Here is an 18,689-nt window from a genome sequence, read left to right on the forward strand (position 1 = left end):
TCTACCCGCTCGACCGCGCCGCAGGCCGGGAACAGGCGTCAGAAGAGGCGTTCGTCCGGGTCGACGTCGGCGCGGACCTCGATGCCCGTGGCGAGTGCCCCCGCCGGAGGCTCCAGGCCGAGATGGTGCCAGGCGGCCATCGTCGCGACGCGGCCGCGCGGGGTGCGGGCCAGCATGCCGGCGCGCACGAGGAAGGGCTCGCACACCTCCTCGACGGTGCCGGGCTCCTCGCCGACGGCCACGGCCAGCGTCGAGACACCCACGGGCCCACCCCCGAAGCTGCGGATCAGTGCGCCGAGCACGGCGCGGTCGAGGCGGTCGAGGCCGAGCTCGTCGACGTCGTAGACCTTGAGCGCCCCGCGTGCGACGTCGACGGTGACCGTCCCGTCGGCACGGACGTCGGCGAAGTCGCGGACGCGGCGGAGCAGACGGTTGGCGATGCGGGGCGTACCGCGGCTGCGGCTGCCGATCTCCGCGGCGGCCTCCCGGTCGATGGTGATACCGAGGATCTTCGCGCTGCGCTCGATGACCTGGACCAGATCGGCCGTCTCGTAGAAGTCCATGTGGGCGGTGAAGCCGAACCGGTCGCGCAGCGGGCCCGTGAGCGCGCCGGACCGGGTGGTGGCCCCGACCAGCGTGAACGGCGCCACGTCGAGCGGAATGGAGGTGGCGCCGGGGCCCTTGCCGACCACCACGTCGACCCGGAAGTCCTCCATCGCGAGGTAGAGCATCTCCTCGGCCGGGCGGGCCATGCGGTGGATCTCGTCGATGAACAGCACGTCGCCCTCGACGAGGTTCGACAGCATCGCCGCGAGGTCGCCGGCGCGCTCGAGCGCGGGGCCGGACGTGACCCGCAGTGCCGTACCCAGCTCGCCCGCGATGATCATCGCGAGGCTGGTCTTGCCCAGGCCGGGCGGGCCGGAGAGCAGGATGTGGTCGGGGGTGCCGCCGCGGAGCTTCGCGCCGTGCAGGACCAGCTGCAGCTGCTCGCGGACCTTGGGCTGCCCGATGAACTCGTCGAGCGACTTCGGGCGCAGCGACTCGGTGTCGTCGCCCGTGAGCGCCGCCGGGCCCATGATGCCCTCGGCCTCGTCGAACTCGCTGCCCACCTCGTCGTCGTAGTGCATCTACCCGCGTCCCAGGGACTTCAGGGCGTCGCGCAGCAGTTCGGAGACGGACTTGTCGGGCCCGGCCTCCACGGCCGCGGCGACCGCCGGTTCGGCTTGCTTCGCAGTGAACCCCAGGCCCTCCAGGGCGTCGAGGAGCTGCTGGGAGACGCCGCCCGCCGGCACCGTCGCCCCGGTGGCGCCGCCGCCGTCGGACGGCGCGGCCGAGACCTTGTCCTTGAGCTCGACGTGGATGCGCTCGGCGACCCGCTTGCCGATCCCGGGGATCAGGCACAGCGTCTTGAGGTCGCCCGCCGCGATCGCGGTCTGCATCTGCGCGGGATCGAGGACCGCGATGGCCGCCATGGCGAGCCGGGGCCCCACGCCCTGCACCGTCTGCACCAGGTGGAACAGCTCCTGCTGAGGTCCATCGGTGAAGCCGTAGAGGGTCTGCGAGTCCTCGCGCACGACCATCGACGTGAGCAGGAAGCCCTCGTTGCCCCGGGTGAGCGCACCCGCGGTGTTCGGCGCGACGAGGACCTTGTAGCCCACGCCGCCGCACTCGATCACCACGTGATCCAGACCGATGTGCCGTACCTCGCCGCGCAGCGACGCGATCATCGCACTCCCCCCGTCACCTTCTTCGCCGCGCGGCGCTGCGCCGCGAGCCGTTGCTCGAAGACCTTCTTCTGTTCCGCCGCACGACGTTCCGCCTCGGCCATCCGCGCGATCATCGGCGCCCGCCAACTGTGGCAGACGGCGAGGGCGAGGGCGTCCGCGGCGTCCGCGGGCTCCGGCGCCTTCTGCAGCCCGAGGATCCGGGTGATCATCGCCGTCACCTGCGCCTTGCCCGCGTTGCCGTTGCCCGTGACGGCCGCCTTCACCTCCGACGGGGTGTGGAAGTGCACGTCGATGCCGCGGCGCGCAGCGGCGAGCGCGACGACGCCGCCCGCCTGCGCGGTGCCCATCGCCGTGGAGACGTTGTGCTGCGCGAAGACCCGCTCGACCGCGATCACGTCGGGTTCGTGGGTGTCCATCCAGAACTCCGCCGCGGTCCACACCGCCAGCAGCCGCTCCGCGAGCGGCATCGTCGCGGGCGTGCGGACGACGTCGACGTCGAGCGCCGTGACCTTGCGGCCCGCGCCCGTCTCGACCACCGACAGGCCGCAGCGCGTGAGCCCGGGGTCCACCCCCATCACCCGCATCGCCGTACCTCCGCGCACCGTCGAACAGTCAAACCTTTGTTCGAGAGCATACCCGCCCGCCCGATGCCGGGAGGCAGCGACGCGCCCGCTACTCGCAGATGACGGTGGGCACCGGGTCGTACTTGACGGTGCGGGTGTGCCGGGAGATGACGTTGCCGCTCCGGGCGTCGGTGATCGTGCGGGTGTTGCTGGTGGTGAAGCCGGGCTGCCCGGTACTGGCGACGCAGTGCGGCCCCTTCGCGAGCCGGATGGTCGACGGCTGCGTCGGCAGGCTGCGGGAGCCGGTGCTCGACGACACCTCGCGGGTCTTGGTGCTCCACATCCGCACCGACACCGACGACGAGCCCGCGCTGGATTCGATCACGATGCCGTAGGGGGTGTCGTTGCGGAACTGCAGGTCGATCGCGCCCTCGAAGACGGTGGCCTCGCGTGCCTCGGGGTACCGCGAGATGTAGTAGCTGTGCTCGGTGTGGCCCGCGTCCTCGAGGCCGGCGAAGTAGGCCGCGTTGTACAGCGTGGTCGCGAACTGCGAGATGCCCCCGCCGACGGCCTTGTCGGGGCGGCCGTTGTTGATGATGCCGGACTCGACGTAGCCCTGCGCGGTGCCGCGGGGGCCGGTGTAGCCGTTGAGGGAGAAGGTCTCGCCGGGCAGCACCACGGCGCCGTTCACCTGCTGCGCGACGCGGCGGATGTTCACTCCCGAGGCGTCGCTGAAGCCGCCGGTGGAGAACTCGCTGACCACCTCGCGCACGCCGAGTTCCTTGGCCTTCGCGGTCGAGACCTTGGGCTCGACGGCCTTGAACTGCGCGGTCGCCGTGCGGCCCTGGGTGGACTGCTCGGTGACCGCCTTGGTGACGGCGTCGATCGTCGGATCCCACACGACCTCGCGGCCCGGGACGGCCTCGGTCACCGTCGGGGTGCCGCCCGAGAGGTCGAAGCTCGCGTCCTTCGGCTTGGCGACGGCGGATTCGAGCCGCGAGCCGAGGACCTTCTTCGCGGCCTCCCGGTCGACCTTGGGCGCGAGGTTGCCGGCACCGTCGGGCTGGAAGGACAGGAACGTGCCGATGTCGGCCCCGGAGACGCGGCCGACGGTGCCAGCGGCCACCTGTCCCGCGGCGTCGCGCCGCAGGACGACGTCGGAGGCGACCGCCTGTGCGGCGGCCCCGGTGGCGACGGAGCGCACCACGTCCGCGGAGACGGTGGGCGTCACGGCCTGCGTGGGGACGGTGATGTCGGTGGAGTCGGGCCAGGCGGCGGCGACGGCTTCGGCCGCCTTGCCCAGGTCGATCCTGTCGCCGGCCTTGGGCTCGACGGCCACCGGCTTGCCGCCCCGGTAGATCACGGCGCCGTCGCCGGCCTCCGAGGTCAGGGCGCCGGCGGCCTTCGTGATCGCGGCGTCGAAGACCTGCCGGTTCAGCGTGGACGCGGGGTGCACGTGCCGGTCGCTGACCAGGCCGATCAGGTCGCGCAGCGGCGAGCGCTCGTCGATCGCGCGCTGCACGGTGCCCGGCACGTCCATGGTCAGCCCCAGCTGTGCGGGCTGGAGCCGGACCTCGCCCTTGGCGGTGCGGAGCGTGATCGGCTCCGCGTCCACCCGCTTGGCGGCGCCGTCGAGGCGGTGGGTCGCATCGTCGCGTCCCAGCGCCCCGAACTCCACGCCCACCGCGGTGGCCCCGTGGACGGTCTCGGCGCGCCCCGACTCCCAGACGGCGGCACCGCCGGCCCCGAGCAGCAGGGCCGCCACCAGAGCCAGGGCCGGGGCGCGCCGCAGCGCTGTTCGGGTGGAAGTCACAACCTGAGAATATCCTGACGCATTATTACCGCACAGTAGGGGCGATGCGATACGGCAATCTCAGGGCACTCAGTCCTCGTCGAGCTCCGCGAGGACCTCGTCGGAGATGTCGACGTTGGTGTACACGTTCTGCACGTCGTCGCTGTCCTCCAGCGCGTCGACCAGCTTGAACACCTTGCGTGCACCGTCGGCGTCGACGGGGACCTCGACCGACGCGCGGAAGCCGGACTCCGCCGACTCGTAGTCGATGCCGGCCTCCTGCAGGGCGCTGCGGACCGCGACGAGGTCGGTGGGCTCGGAGATGATCTCGAACTGGTCGCCCAGGTCGCTGATCTCCTCGGCGCCCGCGTCGAGCACGGCCATGAGCACGTCGTCCTCGGCCTGGTCGTTCTTGTCCAGGGTGACGATGCCCTTGCGGGTGAACAGGTACGAGACCGAGCCCGGGTCGGCCATGTTGCCGCCGTTGCGGGTCATCGCCACGCGGACCTCACCGGCGGCGCGGTTGCGGTTGTCGGTGAGGCACTCGATCAGCACCGCCACGCCGTTGGGGCCGTAGCCCTCGTACATGATGGTCTGCCAGTCGGCGCCGCCGGCCTCTTCGCCACCGCCGCGCTTGCGGGCCCGCTCGATGTTGTCGTTGGGGACCGAGGTCTTCTTCGCCTTCTGGATGGCGTCGTAGAGCGTGGGGTTGCCGTCGGGATCGCTACCACCGGTCCGGGCGGCGACCTCGATGTTCTTGATCAGCTTGGCGAACAGCTTGCCGCGCTTGGCGTCGATCGCCGCCTTCTTGTGCTTGGTGGTGGCCCATTTGGAATGGCCGCTCATCGATCCCTCGATTCCGTTCGGGTGCGCTGCATCAACCCTGCGAGTTTACGTGAAAGCCTTCTCCAGCTCCGTCAACGCGTCCTCGAGGTGGTGGATGAGGAGCTGCACGTGCGGGACCGACGTCCGGCACGCGGTGATCCCGAACTCGAGATTCCGGTTGTTCGTGCAGATGGTGATGTTCACCGCCTGGCCCTCCCACGGGATCGACGCCGGGTACACGCCGTCGAGGTGCGCGCCGTTCCAGTACATCGCCTCGCGCGGCCCCGGGACGTTCGAGATGACCAGGTTGAACGGCGGACGCGCGACGCCCCGGTACCCGGGCAGCATGCCCGGCGCGAGGCCCGCGATGTTGGCCGCACTCAACGCCAACACCTGCAGCGGGGACAACTCCCCCATCACCTTGCGCGCGGCGCGCACCGAGTCCTGGATCGCGGTGACGCGTGCGGCCGGGTCGGTGAGGTCGGTCGCCAGCGTCGAGATCACGGCGCCGACGGCGTTCGACGACGACTCGGCGCCCTCCTTGTGCAGCGAGACCGGCACCATCGCCGTCAGCGACCGGTCCGGCAGCTCGTTCAGCTCCAGCAGGTACGCCCGGAGCGCGGCACCGCACATGGCGAGGACGATGTCGTTGACCGTGGCGCCGGCCTTCTTCCGGACCGCGTCGATCCGGTCCAGGGAGTACGACTGCGCGACGAACCGCCGCGCGCCGCCGATCGGCACGTTGAAGATGGTGTGCGGGGCCTGGAAGGGCGCCTTGTAGTCGTGGTCGCGGATCGACGTGCCCGCGACCTTCATCGAGGCGGGCAGCATGCCCAGCACCTCGCCGGTGAGGCCGCCGATCTGCTTCGCCGCGCTGAGCGGGTTGAACGGCAGGCCCCCCTTCGACGGTGCCGCCGCCGTCTCCGGCTTCCGGCGGCGCCCGAGACCGGGCTGCCAGACGACGCGGCCCTCGCGGTCGTCGGGGTCGGGCGAGAGCGCCAGGGTCATGTACCGCAGCGCGGAGACCCCGTCGACCAGCGAGTGGTGGACCTTGGAGTAGACCGCGAAGCGCCCGTCCTCGAGGCCCTCGATGACGTGCACCTCCCACATCGGACGGTGCCGGTCGAGCAGGGTCTCGTGCCACAGCGAGACCTGCTGGAAGAGCTCGCGGATGCGGCCCGGCTGGGGCAGAGCGGAGTGCCGGACGTGGTACTCGAGGTCGATGGAGTCGACCTCGGACCACCAGGTGTTGCCGAGGATCCCGACGGGGTCGGCGGGCCGGCGACCGAACTTCTCGCTCACGGCGACGTGCGAGCGCATCGTCTCGACCACGGAGCGCACGAAATCGGGTCCCGCGCCCTCGGGCGGCGTGAACAACTGCAGACCGCCGACGTGCATCGGATGCTCGCGGGACTCCGCCATCAGGAACATCGAATCGGTCACCGGCATGTAGCTCACGACGCCACTCCCCTCTGCGGCGGCGGTGTCATCCCCGCCGGACGATGTCCACGAAGCGACGGTGGATCCGCAGATCGCCCGTGACCTCGGGATGGAAGGATGTGGCCATCGTCACACCCTGTCGAACAGCGACAACCGTACCCGCCGTCGGGCCGGCCTCCGCAGGCACCCTCGCCAGCACCTCGACGCCCTCGCCGACCCGCTCCACCCACGGCGCGCGGATGAAGACCGCGCGCACGGGATCGCCGTCGACGCCCTCGACCGCGAGGTCGGTCTCGAAGGAGTCGACCTGCCTGCCGAAGGCGTTCCGACGCACCGTCATGTCGATGGCGCCGAGGCACCGGGCGTCGGGACGGGTGTCGAGCACCTCCGAGGCCAGAAGGATCATCCCCGCGCACGAGCCGTAGGCCGGGAGCCCGCCGGCGAGCGCCTCGCGGAGCGGGTCGAACAGGTCGAAGACGCCGAGCAGCCGGCTGATGGTGGTCGACTCCCCACCGGGGATGACGATGCCGTCGACGGCGGCGAGGTCCGCCGCCGTCCGCACCGTCGTCGTGGCGGCTCCCGCCGCCTCGAGCGCGTGGCGGTGCTCGCGCACGTCACCCTGGAGAGCGAGGACTCCGATCCGTACGGTCACGGGGAGCCAGCCTAAGCGGCGGCGCGGTCACGCCCGGAAGCGGTGCAGGCCCTCCTGGATGACGACGGCGACGAGCGTGCCGTCCTGGGCGAAGATCCGGCCCGCCGTGAGGGCGCGCCCACCGCCCGCGGACGGGGATGTCTGGTCGTAGAGCAGCCACTCGTCGGCGCGGAAGGGGCGCAGGAACCACATGGCGTGGTCGAGGGAGGCGACCTGGGTGTCGACGCCCGGGTGCGCAACCCGCGCGGAGCCGAGCAAGGTCATGTCGCTCATGTACGCCAGGGCGCTGACGTGGATGTTCAGATCGTCGGGCAGGCGCTTGATATGCCGGAACCAGACCTGCTGGTGCACCGCCCGGCCGACGTACGGGACCGTCTCGTCCTGCGGCACGATCCGGATGTCCCAGTCGCTCCACTCCTCGAACAGCCCGAGGCTCTCGCGGGTGGCGTTGGGGTCCTCCCGCGGGCTCAGCACCGACTCGGGGTCCTGCGTCGGCGGCATCTCGTCGGCGTGCTCGATGCCCTCCTGCCCCGGCAGCTGGAAGGAGGCCGACATGGAGAAGATCGCCTCGCCGTTCTGGACGCCGTTGACGCGGCGCGTGCAGAAGGACCGGCCGTCGCGAATGCGATCCACGAGGAACACCGTGTCGGCGTCCGGGTTGCCGGGGCGCAGGAAGTAGCCGTGCAGCGAGTGCACCTGCATGGCGTCCGGGACGGTCTCGATCGCCGACCGCAGGGCCTGGCCGGCCACCTGGCCGCCGAACGTCCGGACCAGCACCGACGGTGCGTGAATGCCGCGGAAGATGTCGCGGTCGATCTGCTCGAGACTCAGCAGCGCTTCGATGTCAGCCACGAGGGATGACTCTACTCAGGTCACCAGTCCGGATCGGTCGGTTCCGTGGTGGCGTCCACCACGATCACCGTGACGTTGTCGCGGCCGCCGGCGTTGAGCGCCGCGGCGACGAGCTGGTCGGCGCACTCGTCGATCGGCACGTCGCTCTCGAGGATCTGCCGGATCTCGTCGTCCGTGAGCTCGCCGTTGAGGCCGTCGGAGCACACGAGCAGCTTCTCGTGCGGCTGGGCCGGCACGATCCAGAAGTCCGCGTCGGGCTCCATGCCGGCACCCAGTGCGCGGGTGATGACGTTGCGGCGCGGGTCGACGCGGGCCTGCTCGGGGCTGAGGAAGCCGCCGTTGATGAGCTCCTGGACCTGCGAGTGGTCGACCGTGAGCTGCTCGAAGTAGCCCTCCGCGAGCCGGTACGTGCGCGAGTCGCCGATGTTGACCACCAGCCAGTGCGGCACGCCCTCGTAGGTGGTGAGCAGGACGCCGGTCACCGTGGTGCCCGCACGCTTGCCGGTCTCCGAGTCGATGGCCTCGATCGCGGCGTGCGCGTCACGCAGCCGGTCGACGACCTGCTCCATCACGACCTGAGCGTCGGCCGGCTCGGGGCCGAAGACCTCGGCCAGCGCCTCGAGCGCGGCCGCAGAGGCCACCTCGCCGGCGTCGTGGCCGCCCATGCCGTCGGCGAGCAGGAACATGCCGGGGCCGGTGAGCGCACCGTCCTCGTTGGTCAGGCGCACCCGACCGGGATTACTGATGGCGACCCACTTCATGGAGACGCCGCCCTGCACCCCGTAGACGATCTCGGAGCGCGCCTCCCCCGCTTCTGCCGTCATCCGCCGAACACCTTGAAACTGCGCTGACCCATGTGCACGACGCTGCCCTTCTCCACGGCGTACCTGACTCCCTTGGTGAGCTCGGTCCACGAATCGCCGAGGGCGATCGCGGATCCGTTGGTCGAGCCCACGTCCTCCACCCACAGTTCACCGCGGGTGATGCCGAACAGCAAGTGGGTCTTCGACACCGAGGCGGTGTCGTCGACCAGCACGTGCTTGGTGACCTTCGCCGGGTCCGCGCTGGGCGGGACGACCGGCTCGCGGCCGATGATGCCGTCGCCGCGGACGTCGACCGAGTGACCGTCGTCGAAGCGCAGGACGATCGGCGCCCCGCCCGCGGGGGCGGGCGCCGCCGGGCGCGGCTGCTGGGGCTGGCCCTGCTGCGGCTGCCCCTGGAGCGGCTGACCGCCCTGGGGCGCGACCGGCCGGCCGGCGGGCGGGCCGACGGGCGGCTGGCCCTGCACCGGCCCGCGCGGCTGACCGCTGGGACCGGTGGGCCCGCTGGGGCGCGGGGCGAACTGCTGGGGCGGCTGCGGCTGCGAGGCCTGCGCCGGCGGGGGCGCGAAGGCCGCGGCGGGCGGCAAGCCGGTCGTGGGCTCGTCGCCCTCGGTGGGCGGCGGGCCGAAGCGCGGCGGGATCGGGCGCAGGCCCGGCACGTCGTCCGGGAGCGGCGGGAGCGACGGCGGCTGCAGCCGCTCGCGCGGCTCCCCGGTCTCGACGACCTCGGTGGCCGCGCCGGCGGCGACCGCGTCGACGCGGGTCTCCTCCGGCAGCGGGGTCGGGATGCGCTGCAGTGTGTTGTCGGAATCGCCGGTCACGAGGCCGCCGAGCGGGCCCGACGGTGCGGGTGCCTGCGCGCGGGCCGGGATCGCGACGTCGGCATCGTCGACCACGGTCGACGTGGAGGCCTTCTCGTGGACACCACGGCGGCCACCGTCGGCGAGGATCGACCAGGCCGGGAGGTAGACGAGCGGCGCCAGGACGTTGAAGACGACCGAGCGGATCGCGGACGACGGGAAGCCGATCGGGCGGTGGGAGTTCGCGTCGACCACCTTGAGGCCCGCGAGCAGCTTGCCGGGGCTGGCGCCGTAGACGCCGTGCAGCACGATCGACGCGATGATCGCGACCGCGGCCCCGACGCCGAGGAACACCCAGCCGAGCTCGAGCCCGGCCACGACGTTGACGATCAGGGCGATGGCAACCACCGCCGATGCGAGACACAGGTCCGCGATGTACGCGAGCACGCGCAACACGTTGGGCGCGGCCTCCACCTGCGACCCGCCCAGGGACGTCTGGGCCCCGTACCCCCGGGTGGCCCTGGCCGTTGCTTGGTCTGACATCCTCCGCCTCACTGCTTCCACTTCGATCCCGCGTCTGCCCGACACGCGCATCTCGACGCTAGCGCGAATCGTCGGACACCGGCGGGCGACATGCCGTTACCAGCCGCGTTCCGCCAGGCGATGCGGCTGCGGGATGTCGTCGACGTTGATCCCGACCATCGCCTCGCCCAGCCCACGGGAGACCTCGGCGAGCTTGCCGGGGTCGTCGTAGAAGGTCGTGGCGGCGACGATCGCCTTGGCGCGCTGCTCCGGGTTGCCCGACTTGAAGATGCCGGAGCCGACGAAGACGCCCTCGGCGCCCAGCTGCATCATCATCGCCGCGTCCGCCGGGGTGGCGATACCGCCCGCGGTGAACAGGGTGACGGGCAGCTTGCCGTTCTTGGCGACCTCGACGACCAGGTCGTACGGGGCCTGCAGCTCCTTGGCCGCGACGTACAGCTCGTCCTCGGGCAGCGAGGTCAGGCGGCGGATCTCGTCGCGGATCTTGCGCATGTGCGTGGTCGCGTTCGAGACGTCGCCGGTGCCGGCCTCACCCTTGCTGCGGATCATCGCCGCGCCCTCGGTGATGCGGCGCAGCGCCTCACCCAGGTTGGTCGCGCCGCAGACGAAGGGCACCGTGAAGGCGAACTTGTCGATGTGGTTGGCGTAGTCGGCCGGGGTCAGGACCTCGGACTCGTCGATGTAGTCCACGCCGAGGGCCTGCAGGATCTGCGCCTCGACGAAGTGGCCGATGCGGGCCTTCGCCATGACCGGGATGCTGACGGCCTCGATGATGCCGTCGATCATGTCCGGATCGGACATGCGGCTGACACCGCCCTGCGCGCGGATGTCGGCGGGCACGCGCTCGAGCGCCATGACCGCGACCGCACCGGCGTCCTCGGCGATCTTCGCCTGCTCGGGGGTCACCACGTCCATGATCACGCCGCCCTTGAGCATCTCGGCCATGCCGCGCTTGACGCGTGCGGTGCCGGTGACGGGTGCGGTCTGGGGATCAGTGGTCACTGATGGGTCTCCTCGTAGCTGGGACATGTGGGGCTCCAGTATTCCCGATGACGGTGCGCGCTTCCCAGCCCGGGTCGCCGGGGCGCGCTCACCCGGACAGTGCAGACGACATGCACTTCACGACATCGTCGATACAGTGGCGGCATGTGTAGGCATCCACGCAGGGCTACGCCGCGTCCATGAGCATCACCGTCGGCGTACTTCCATTCCTCATCGACACGGATCTTCAAGTCGGACCGGGCTTCGCGCCCGAGGCCGTCGAGGACTTCGTGAACCGCTGGTCCCTGGCGCCGTCGCCGGACGGCGAGGACGAGTACCTCACTGCGGACGACATCGCGCACGGGGCGCTCCCTCGGATCAGCGCATCAACCGAGGAGTTCGTGATCCACGGTCCGGTCGCTGACGAAGTCGACATGGCGATCGACTGGATGTTCACCGTCGGGGGCACCTTCATCGACCACTCCGGCCGATTCATCTCGATCGATGCTGGGTGGCTGGAACTCGAGGACCCGCACGCCTTCGAGCTGTTCGTCGTCACAGACGCGGCAACCGCACGTGACGCCTTCGCCGCTCCTGACTGCCCTCCGGGGATCTGGGACATCCGGGACGGCTGGCAGACGGTGCCTGTGATCGTGCGCCGGCCGGTGTCTGACTGGTCTCCCGAGGTCAGTTGGAACGGATGGCGCGTGATGCTCCACGACCACGAGATCGAGGTGCAGACGGTGCCGGACCACGCCTTCTGGGGAATCCCGGTCCGTGATGTGGTGCCCGGCTACACCTATTGGGCGGAGAACTGGGCGGTGCGCGACACCGACGGTGTGCTCACGGCCGCGCACCGCGACGGCCGTGTCGTCACCGTCGAAGCCGGGGCAGGCGGCCCGGTCGTCCGATCGGAATAGGACGTCGTCGGGATCTCCCGTTTCGCGTGAGCGCATCAGGCTTCTATGCCGGGCCTGTACTCGACCAGATCACGCGCTCCTCGAGGCGAGAGTTCATCGTCGTCACGACGAAAAGCGGGTTCGCATCGAAGAAGCACTCGTAGGTCGCGGTAGCACCCTCCGAACGGAGCGTCGCGCGGTATCCCCGCGGCGTGCGGTCGGCCGGCATGTACCCACCGACACTCCTGCTCAGCCGCTGCCCCTGGTACCACAGGGACTCTCCCGCGTCGCAGATGACGAATCGAGAGCCGTTCCCTCCCTTCTCCGGGTCCGGATCCGTGACTGCGCGGTAGACGACGGTGCCACGCGATTCGCAGTTCGGGCCGTCGACGAATCCGGACCGTGTCAGCGTCGAAGCGATCGATTCGGGCGTTGGGGTGCTCGATGACGTTCCGCTTGCTTTGTCGGCGACATCGGGGCGCCCGCCTTCGTGCCATCCGGCAAGATGGCCGACGACTCCCGCAAGCATGGCCATCACTGCCGCCAGCGCCACCATCGTCAGGCGGTCGACACGCGGCGTGTGGATTCGCAAGTCCCACAGCGCGAGCCCGATCGTGGCGACCGGACCCACGAAGGTCACTAGCAGCCAGACGACTAACGGGTCGAACTCATGCCCGGTCACCGCCGTCTTGGTGAGCGCCTCCACGAGTCCGAACGCGCCCGTCGCAAGGATGCACACCGATGCCAGCGACGGATGGGCCTCGCCGAGACGGAACTGGTACGCCGCGCCCAATCTGGCTGCGTTGATCACGGCCCCCAACCAGAGTGGCAGCCCCAGCAGCAGAAGTAGTGACACGGGGCCGAGGGCGGAGGCGACGACAGGCACCGTTACGAGTGCCACCAGTGCCACGAAGGCGATCAGTGGTCCCCCGAGATTGCGCATCAACCAGAAGGGATCGACCGACGCGCGCCCGCGCGGAAGGAAGAACGACGCACAGCTGCACAGCAGGACGATGCAAGCAGCGATAAGCGCGACCTTGACGACGCCCATCACTGCGGCCTGGAAGAGCCTGTCGACTCCGATCGACGAAGAGTTCCAGTACCACGACGAGAGGGCGGCCGCGAGGCTCCCAACCACCGCCGCCGTCGTCCTCAACCGACTCGGCGTCGGCCCGTAGCGCGGCGCCATCGGACCGAACGCCCAGTTCCAACCGGTAGTGAATTGCCTTCTCAGCAACGTCGCATCCCCCGATGTGATCGAACTGCGGCCCCCACGCCGCTGCACGTAGCCTAGGCGGATGCCCCGGTCGCCGGGTCCGCGGGCTGGCGAAAGCCGCTGCCGACTATGAATCCGTGTCCACCGCGGACAGGGTTTCATAGGCGGTCAACCGCTCAACAGTCGAACATCGCGTCCAACACCATCGGCCTCACCACTGACCGGGGGTCAGCGGGTCCAGACGGAGCGGGCGGGCTCCGACGAGACGGCGCGGCCGTCGCCGCGGGTGATCACGAGGCCACCGGAGCTCACGGTGTAGATCGTGTCGTCCTTGTCCTTGCCCTTCGCATCGCGATTGACGGCGCGGAAGACGCCGGCACCGTTTCCGGTCGCGGTGAGCGTGATACCGCTGTTGTCCCCGGAGATCTGCGCGCCGCGGTAGGTGAACTCACCGGCGGAACCGCAGATCACGACCCGGGAGCCGCCGCCGTTCGCCTTCGACGTGAGCAGCGCCAGCTGCAGCGTCTCACCTCCGGCGCACCGCGCCGGGCTCCCGACGAAGCCGTAGGCGTCCGTGCCCGGGACCGTCGGCGCCGAGGCGGTTTCCGAGGCGCCCGTCGGCGCTGCCGACGTGGCTTGCGCAGACGTCTCCGCTGGCGCGGTAGTGCCCGACGGGACAGGCGCGCCCGTCGGATCGGCCGACGCGGAGTCCCCACCCCGGCCGAACGCCAGGTAGCCGACCACCAGGAGCGCGATCACCAGCACCGCCGCCAGGGCCGCCAACGCCCACACGCGGCCGTTGCGCGCCGGAGCCGTCCCGGCGCCCACGCCCCCGACGGCCGTCGACGCAGGCACCGGCGTCCCCGCGAGCCCCTGGGCCGGCACGGGAGGCGCGGCGTGCGTGTACGCCGGGGGCGGAGTGGGCGGCGGGGTCGGCCGGATCACGGTGGGCCCGGCCCCCACGTGCGGTGTCGGCGCCGGCGCCGAAGACGGGGCGGTCAGCGCAGCCCGGAATGCCCGAGCGAAGGCGGCGTTGTCGGGGAACCGGTCGCGCGGCTGCTTCGCCAGCGCCCGCTCGAAGACGCGGGCCAGCCCGGGCGGGATGCCGGCCACCCGCGCAGCCGGGTCCGGCACGGGCGCCTGCAGGTGCGCCATCAGAACCGAGCTGGGCGAGCCGGGGCCGTACGGCGGTGTGCCGGTGAGCAGCTCGAACGCCGCGCAGGCCAGCGAGTACTCGTCGGCCCGGTTGTCCAGGGGATTGCCCTCGATCACCTCGGGCGCGAGGTAGGCCATGGTCCCGACGGCCACGCCGGTCGCCGTGAGCGAGCTGGCCTCGTCGCTGGCCTTGGCGATCCCGAAGTCCACCAGCTTCACCCCGACGGGCCGTCCGGGCCGCACGGGCGCGAGCAGGATGTTGCCGGACTTGACGTCGCGGTGCGTCAGGCGGCGTTCGCTCCACGCCCAGTCCAGCGCGCTCCCGACCTGCTCGATCACGTCGGCCACCATCGCGGGCGGCAGCGGGCCCCGCGTCCGCAGGTACTGGGCCGCGTCCTCGCCCTCGACGTACTCCATCGCGAGCCACAGCCGACCCTCGTACTCGCCGCGGTCGTGGATAGTGACGATGTTCGGGTGCCGCAGGCCGGCCAGGATGTCGGCCTCGCGGAGGAAGCGCGTCGCGAAGCTCGGGTCGTCGCCCAGTTGCGGTCCGAGCAGCTTCAGCGCGTCCTGCCGCGGCAGCCGCGGGTGCTCGACGAGGAAGACCTCGCCCATGCCGCCCGCGCCGAGGCGGCGCACCACCCGGTATCCGGAGATCTCCTTCGGTTGCATCGCGCCTCCCTACTCGATCACGGCCGGCTCGCCCGGCGCCTTCCCGGACGCGAACGCGCTCCGCACATCGGGGATCAGGTCGGCGAGCGCCGCGGGGTAGACGGGGTCCGCGAACACCCGGATCTCGTCGGGGGTGCACCAGCGCATCTCGTCGAGCGTCCGGCGTTCCAGGTCCGTCCAGCCCGACGGTGCCGGGTCGAACCGCTCGCACTCGACGGCGAAGAAGTACTCGACGGAGTCGATCACCTCGCCGTCGAAGGAGAAGACCGCCTCCCGGCGGTAGAGCGGGCCGACGAATTCCGACGGCGCGAGCACCCGGCCCGTCTCCTCCCGCAGTTCGCGGGCGGCGGCGGCGCGCAGGTCCTCACCGCGCTCGACTCCCCCGCCGACGGTGAACCACCAGTGGCCCGCGGGCCGCGTCCCCTCCGGGACGGGCTCGTGGCCACGGACGACGAGCACGGCACCGTCGGGGTCCACGACGATGACCCGGGCCGAGACGCGCCGCTCGTCGTTCACGGCGAGCAGCGCGGCCGGGAGGATGCCGCCCCGGTCGACGATGTCGAAGTACTGGGGCATCGGCGCGGTGCCGCCCAGGTACAGCCAGCGCACGAACCGGCGGCCGCGCAGGGCGCGGGTGTCGCGGACGGCGTCGTTGTGGAACCGGCGCGCCATCGTCACGCGGGTGTCGGCGTCGGCGATCTCCGCGACGAGCGAGCGCGGCAGGGTCTCGATGTCGATCGCACCGATGGCTCCGGAGAGCCTGTTCTCCATCGGCATCCGGTCCTCGGGGGCGGCGTTCTCGGCGCGGTCGGCGGCGGCGCGGAGCATCTGCCCCTGCTCGGGCGGCAGCGTGGCGGCGACCGCGCGGGCGACGGCGGACCGTCGGGCGAGGGCGGCGTCGAGCGCGGCGAGCGAGAGGTCGACCCGCACGTGCAGCCGGTCCAGACGGTGCGCCGTCTGGTAGGCCAGGGCCGCGACGATCAGCACGGCCATCACGATCAGGCCGATGACGAGCACGGTGGTGGCGGTGAGATTCAGCACTGCGGCCCCCTTCAGTCGTCGATCGACACGACCACGCCGGGCACGGCGACGGTCTCGTACACGCGGATGACCTGCTCGGCGACGACGGACCAGTCGTAGCGCCAGACCACCTCGGAGGCGTGGGTGACCAGCTCGGCGCGGCGGAAGTCGTCGTCGAGCAGCTCGACGATCGCGCGGCCGAGGGCAGCACCGTCGCCGACCGGGAACAGGCGGCCGGCCTCGCCCCCGTCGAGGACGCGCTCGAAGGCGTTGAGGTCGCTCGCGACGACGGCGGTGCCGGCGGCCATCGCCTCGACGAGGACGATGCCGAAGCTCTCGCCGCCGAGGTTGGGCGCGACGTAGACGTCGGCGGAACGCAGCGCGGCGGCCTTCTCCTCGTCGGTGACGGCGCCCATGAGCCGCAGGTGCTTCGCGTACGGGCCGGCGTCGCGCAGGAGCTTCTCCGAGTCGCCCCGGCCGATGACGAGCACCTCGATGTCGGGCTGGGCCGCGACGATCGCGGGTAGCGCCTCGAGGAAGACGGCCATGCCCTTGCGCGACTCGTCGTACCGGCCGAGGAAGAGCACCGTCTTACCCGGTCGCGGGTAGCCGGGCAGCGGATCGCCGTCGGCGAAGGCGCGCACGTCGACGCCGTTGGGGATCTCGATGGCGTCGGAGCCGAGCGATTCCATCTGCCAGCGACGGGCCAGCTCGGAGACGGCGATCTTGCCGCGGATCTTCTCGTGCGACGGGCGCAGCACGCTCTGGAAGACGGAGAGCACCAGCGACTTCTCGGTCGACGTGTGGAAGGTGGCGACGATGGGACCGTCGGCGATCGCCAGCGCGAGCATGCCGAGGCTCGGCGCGTTCGGCTCGTGCACGTGGAGCACCTCGAACTCGCCCTTGCGGATCCACTTCCGCAACCGGCCGAACGCCTTGGGCCCGAAGGAGAGCCGGGAGACGGAGCCGTTGTACGGGATCGCGACGGCCTTGCCCGAGGAGACGGCGAAGTCGGGCAGCACCGTCTCCTTCGACGACGGGGTGAGCACCGAGACCTCGTGGCCGCGCTCGATGAGCACGCGGGCCAGGTCCACGACGTGAGCCTGCACCCCGCCCGCGACGTCGAAGGAGTACGGGCAGATCATCCCGATCCGCATCAGCGCACCTCGGGACCCTCGCCGAGGATCCGGTCGCGCCGCGCCTGCGACCAGTCGGACTCCCACAGGGGCTGCAGCATGTGCCAGTCCGCGGGATGCTCGGCGATGTTGCGCTCGAAGGCCTGCGCGAGCTGCTGCGTCGCGTCCTCGATGCCGCCGGAGACGTCGATCGGAGCCTCGGACCGGAAACCCCAGGCGTCGCCCTCGAACCAGCAGTGCACCGGCAACAGCGGCGCGCCGGTGTCGATCGCGAGCTTCGCGGGGCCCGCGGGCATCCGGGTGCGCTCGCCGAAGAACGTGACGGGGACGCCGTGCCGCGTGAGGTCGCGCTCGGCCAGCAGGCAGATCGGGCGGCCCTCGCGCAGCCGCTGCGCGAGCGCGGGCATGGGCGGCTGCTCGCCGCCGGAGAGGGGGAAGATCTCGAAGCCGAGGGACTCGCGGTACTCCACGAACCGCCGGAACAGCGATTCCGGCTTGAGCCGCTCGGCGACGGTCGCGAACCGGCCGTACTTCTGCGCCAGCCACACTCCGGCCATGTCCCAGTTCCCGCTGTGCGGCAGGGCAAGCACCGCGCCGGTACCGGCGGCCATCGCGTCGTGCAGGCTGGGCGTGTCGACGTACTCGTCGAGCCGCGCACCGAGCTCGACCAGGTCCATGGACGGCAGCCGGAAGGACTCGCGCCAGTAGCGCGCGTAGGAGCGTGAGGACTCCTCGATCAGGCTCTGCGGCACCAGGTCCGGGGTGGTCCCGAGCACGCGCGCGAGGTTCTTGCGGAGCTGTGTGTTGTCGCCACGCGCGCCGATCCGCCCGCCCACGTCGTCGATGAGGAACTTGGCGGCGAACTCCGGCATCCGCTTGGTGACGGCCCAGCCGGTGCGGTAGGCGAGGTCGGCGACCTCCTCGCGCGGATCGATCACGCCTGGTCCTCCTCGTGCTGCGCGGCCGCCTGCGGCAGCGGCAGCAAGTCGGTGGCGCCGGGCGAGCGGCGCACGGTCAGGGCCCGCTGGAGAACGGTGACGACGCTGGTCACGGCGAGCACCCACATCGCGACGTGGATCGCCCACCAGACACCCAGGCCCGTGATGCCGGCGCCCACGAGCACGATGATGAGGCGCTCCGGGCGCTCGATCCAGCCACCGTCGCCCTTGAGACCCGAGGCCTCGGCCCGCGCCTTGGCGTAGCTGATCACCTGCGAGGTGACCAGGCAGATCAGGGTGGCGATCAACAGGTTGTAGCGGTTGTCCTCGGTGAACACGGCCCACCAGGCCAGGCCGGCGAAGATGGCACCGTCGGCCACCCGGTCGCAGGTGGCGTCGAGCCAGGCCCCGAACCGGGTGCCGCCGCCCCGCACCCGGGCCATGGCACCGTCGAGCATGTCGAACATCACGAAGAACCAGATGATCAACGTGCCGACGAACAGGTGGTCCGTCGGGAAGAGCCACAGCGCGGCGGTCACCGAGCAGGCGGTGCCGAAGAGCGTCACGGCGTCCGGCGTCAACCCGGTCCGGATCAGCACCTTCGCGATCGGGTGGGTGACCTTGGAGACCGCCTCACGACTGAAGATCGACGACACT

At 71.2% G+C, this 18,689-nt stretch carries 18 protein-coding genes; 1 reads left to right on the forward strand and 17 read right to left on the reverse strand.

From position 1 onward, the window contains the following. Positions 1-38: 38 nt before the first annotated feature. The 11 genes from ruvB to pdxS all read right to left on the reverse strand — a co-directional run bounded on the left by ruvB (position 39) and on the right by pdxS (position 11,044). Positions 39-1,076 (reverse strand): Holliday junction branch migration DNA helicase RuvB, encoded by a 1,038-nt coding sequence (gene ruvB, locus WFK95_RS08355; RefSeq protein ID WP_224645190.1) that lies wholly within the window; start codon positions 1,074-1,076, stop codon positions 39-41. 51 nt (positions 1,077-1,127) lie between these two features. After that, on the reverse strand, positions 1,128-1,727 hold the full coding sequence (ruvA, locus tag WFK95_RS08360) for a Holliday junction branch migration protein RuvA (protein WP_224644978.1): 600 nt from the start codon (positions 1,725-1,727) through the stop codon (positions 1,128-1,130). Continuing rightward, positions 1,724-2,311, reverse strand: coding sequence for a crossover junction endodeoxyribonuclease RuvC (gene ruvC / locus WFK95_RS08365; protein ID WP_224645189.1), 588 nt, complete (start codon positions 2,309-2,311; stop codon positions 1,724-1,726). The genes ruvA and ruvC overlap by 4 nt, the downstream gene beginning before the upstream one ends. Before the next feature lie 88 nt (positions 2,312-2,399). Continuing rightward, entirely contained in the window at positions 2,400-4,103 is a 1,704-nt protein-coding gene (locus WFK95_RS08370; RefSeq protein ID WP_336670432.1) for a VanW family protein, read from the reverse strand. Between the two features lie 69 nt (positions 4,104-4,172). Further along, positions 4,173-4,928, reverse strand: a complete 756-nt coding sequence (locus tag WFK95_RS08375; RefSeq protein WP_224644976.1) for a YebC/PmpR family DNA-binding transcriptional regulator — start codon at positions 4,926-4,928, stop codon at positions 4,173-4,175. Positions 4,929-4,973: 45 nt separating this feature from the next. Continuing rightward, positions 4,974-6,356 carry a WS/DGAT/MGAT family O-acyltransferase gene (locus WFK95_RS08380; protein WP_336670721.1) on the reverse strand — a complete coding sequence of 461 codons (1,383 nt, stop codon included), beginning with the start codon at positions 6,354-6,356 and terminating at the stop codon, positions 4,974-4,976. A 37-nt stretch (positions 6,357-6,393) separates the two neighbouring features. Next, on the reverse strand, positions 6,394-6,999 hold the full coding sequence (gene pdxT / locus WFK95_RS08385) for a pyridoxal 5'-phosphate synthase glutaminase subunit PdxT (RefSeq protein ID WP_224644975.1): 606 nt from the start codon (positions 6,997-6,999) through the stop codon (positions 6,394-6,396). 27 nt (positions 7,000-7,026) lie between these two features. Then, complete coding sequence (locus tag WFK95_RS08390) at positions 7,027-7,851, reverse strand: acyl-CoA thioesterase (protein WP_224644974.1); 825 nt, start codon at positions 7,849-7,851, stop codon at positions 7,027-7,029. 20 nt (positions 7,852-7,871) lie between these two features. Further along, on the reverse strand, positions 7,872-8,675 hold the full coding sequence (locus tag WFK95_RS08395) for a PP2C family protein-serine/threonine phosphatase (RefSeq protein WP_224644973.1): 804 nt from the start codon (positions 8,673-8,675) through the stop codon (positions 7,872-7,874). Continuing rightward, entirely contained in the window at positions 8,672-10,015 is a 1,344-nt protein-coding gene (locus WFK95_RS08400; protein ID WP_336670433.1) for an RDD family protein, read from the reverse strand. The genes WFK95_RS08395 and WFK95_RS08400 overlap by 4 nt, the downstream gene beginning before the upstream one ends. A gap of 96 nt (positions 10,016-10,111) precedes the next feature. Continuing rightward, positions 10,112-11,044, reverse strand: a complete 933-nt coding sequence (gene pdxS, locus WFK95_RS08405) for a pyridoxal 5'-phosphate synthase lyase subunit PdxS (protein ID WP_224644971.1) — start codon at positions 11,042-11,044, stop codon at positions 10,112-10,114. Positions 11,045-11,196: 152 nt separating this feature from the next. On the opposite strand from pdxS, the gene WFK95_RS08410 reads away from it, so the two are divergent. Continuing rightward, positions 11,197-11,916, forward strand: a complete 720-nt coding sequence (locus WFK95_RS08410) for a hypothetical protein (protein ID WP_224644970.1) — start codon at positions 11,197-11,199, stop codon at positions 11,914-11,916. 43 nt (positions 11,917-11,959) lie between these two features. On the opposite strand, the gene WFK95_RS08415 is transcribed toward WFK95_RS08410, so the two are convergent. From WFK95_RS08415 to pgsA, 6 genes are all read right to left on the reverse strand, one after another. Next, a complete protein-coding gene (locus tag WFK95_RS08415; protein ID WP_224644969.1) occupies positions 11,960-13,084 on the reverse strand; it encodes a hypothetical protein in 1,125 nt (374 codons plus the stop codon). A gap of 255 nt (positions 13,085-13,339) precedes the next feature. Further along, the gene (locus WFK95_RS08420; RefSeq protein WP_336670434.1) at positions 13,340-14,938 is read right to left on the reverse strand and encodes a serine/threonine-protein kinase; all 1,599 of its coding nucleotides are present in this window, start codon (positions 14,936-14,938) and stop codon (positions 13,340-13,342) included. Positions 14,939-14,947: 9 nt separating this feature from the next. Beyond that, positions 14,948-15,976, reverse strand: a complete 1,029-nt coding sequence (locus WFK95_RS08425; RefSeq protein WP_336670722.1) for an NUDIX hydrolase — start codon at positions 15,974-15,976, stop codon at positions 14,948-14,950. A 14-nt stretch (positions 15,977-15,990) separates the two neighbouring features. Beyond that, a complete protein-coding gene (locus WFK95_RS08430) occupies positions 15,991-17,115 on the reverse strand; it encodes a glycosyltransferase family 4 protein (RefSeq protein ID WP_336670435.1) in 1,125 nt (374 codons plus the stop codon). Further along, complete coding sequence (locus WFK95_RS08435; protein ID WP_336670723.1) at positions 17,115-18,029, reverse strand: phosphatidylinositol mannoside acyltransferase; 915 nt, start codon at positions 18,027-18,029, stop codon at positions 17,115-17,117. The genes WFK95_RS08430 and WFK95_RS08435 overlap by 1 nt, the downstream gene beginning before the upstream one ends. Continuing rightward, positions 18,029-18,688 (reverse strand): phosphatidylinositol phosphate synthase, encoded by a 660-nt coding sequence (gene pgsA / locus WFK95_RS08440; protein WP_336670436.1) that lies wholly within the window; start codon positions 18,686-18,688, stop codon positions 18,029-18,031. The genes WFK95_RS08435 and pgsA overlap by 1 nt, the downstream gene beginning before the upstream one ends. Position 18,689: the final 1 nt, after the last annotated feature.

Source organism: Tsukamurella sp. USMM236 (genome assembly GCF_037148755.1).
Taxonomy (GTDB): Bacteria; Actinomycetota; Actinomycetes; order Mycobacteriales; family Mycobacteriaceae; genus Tsukamurella.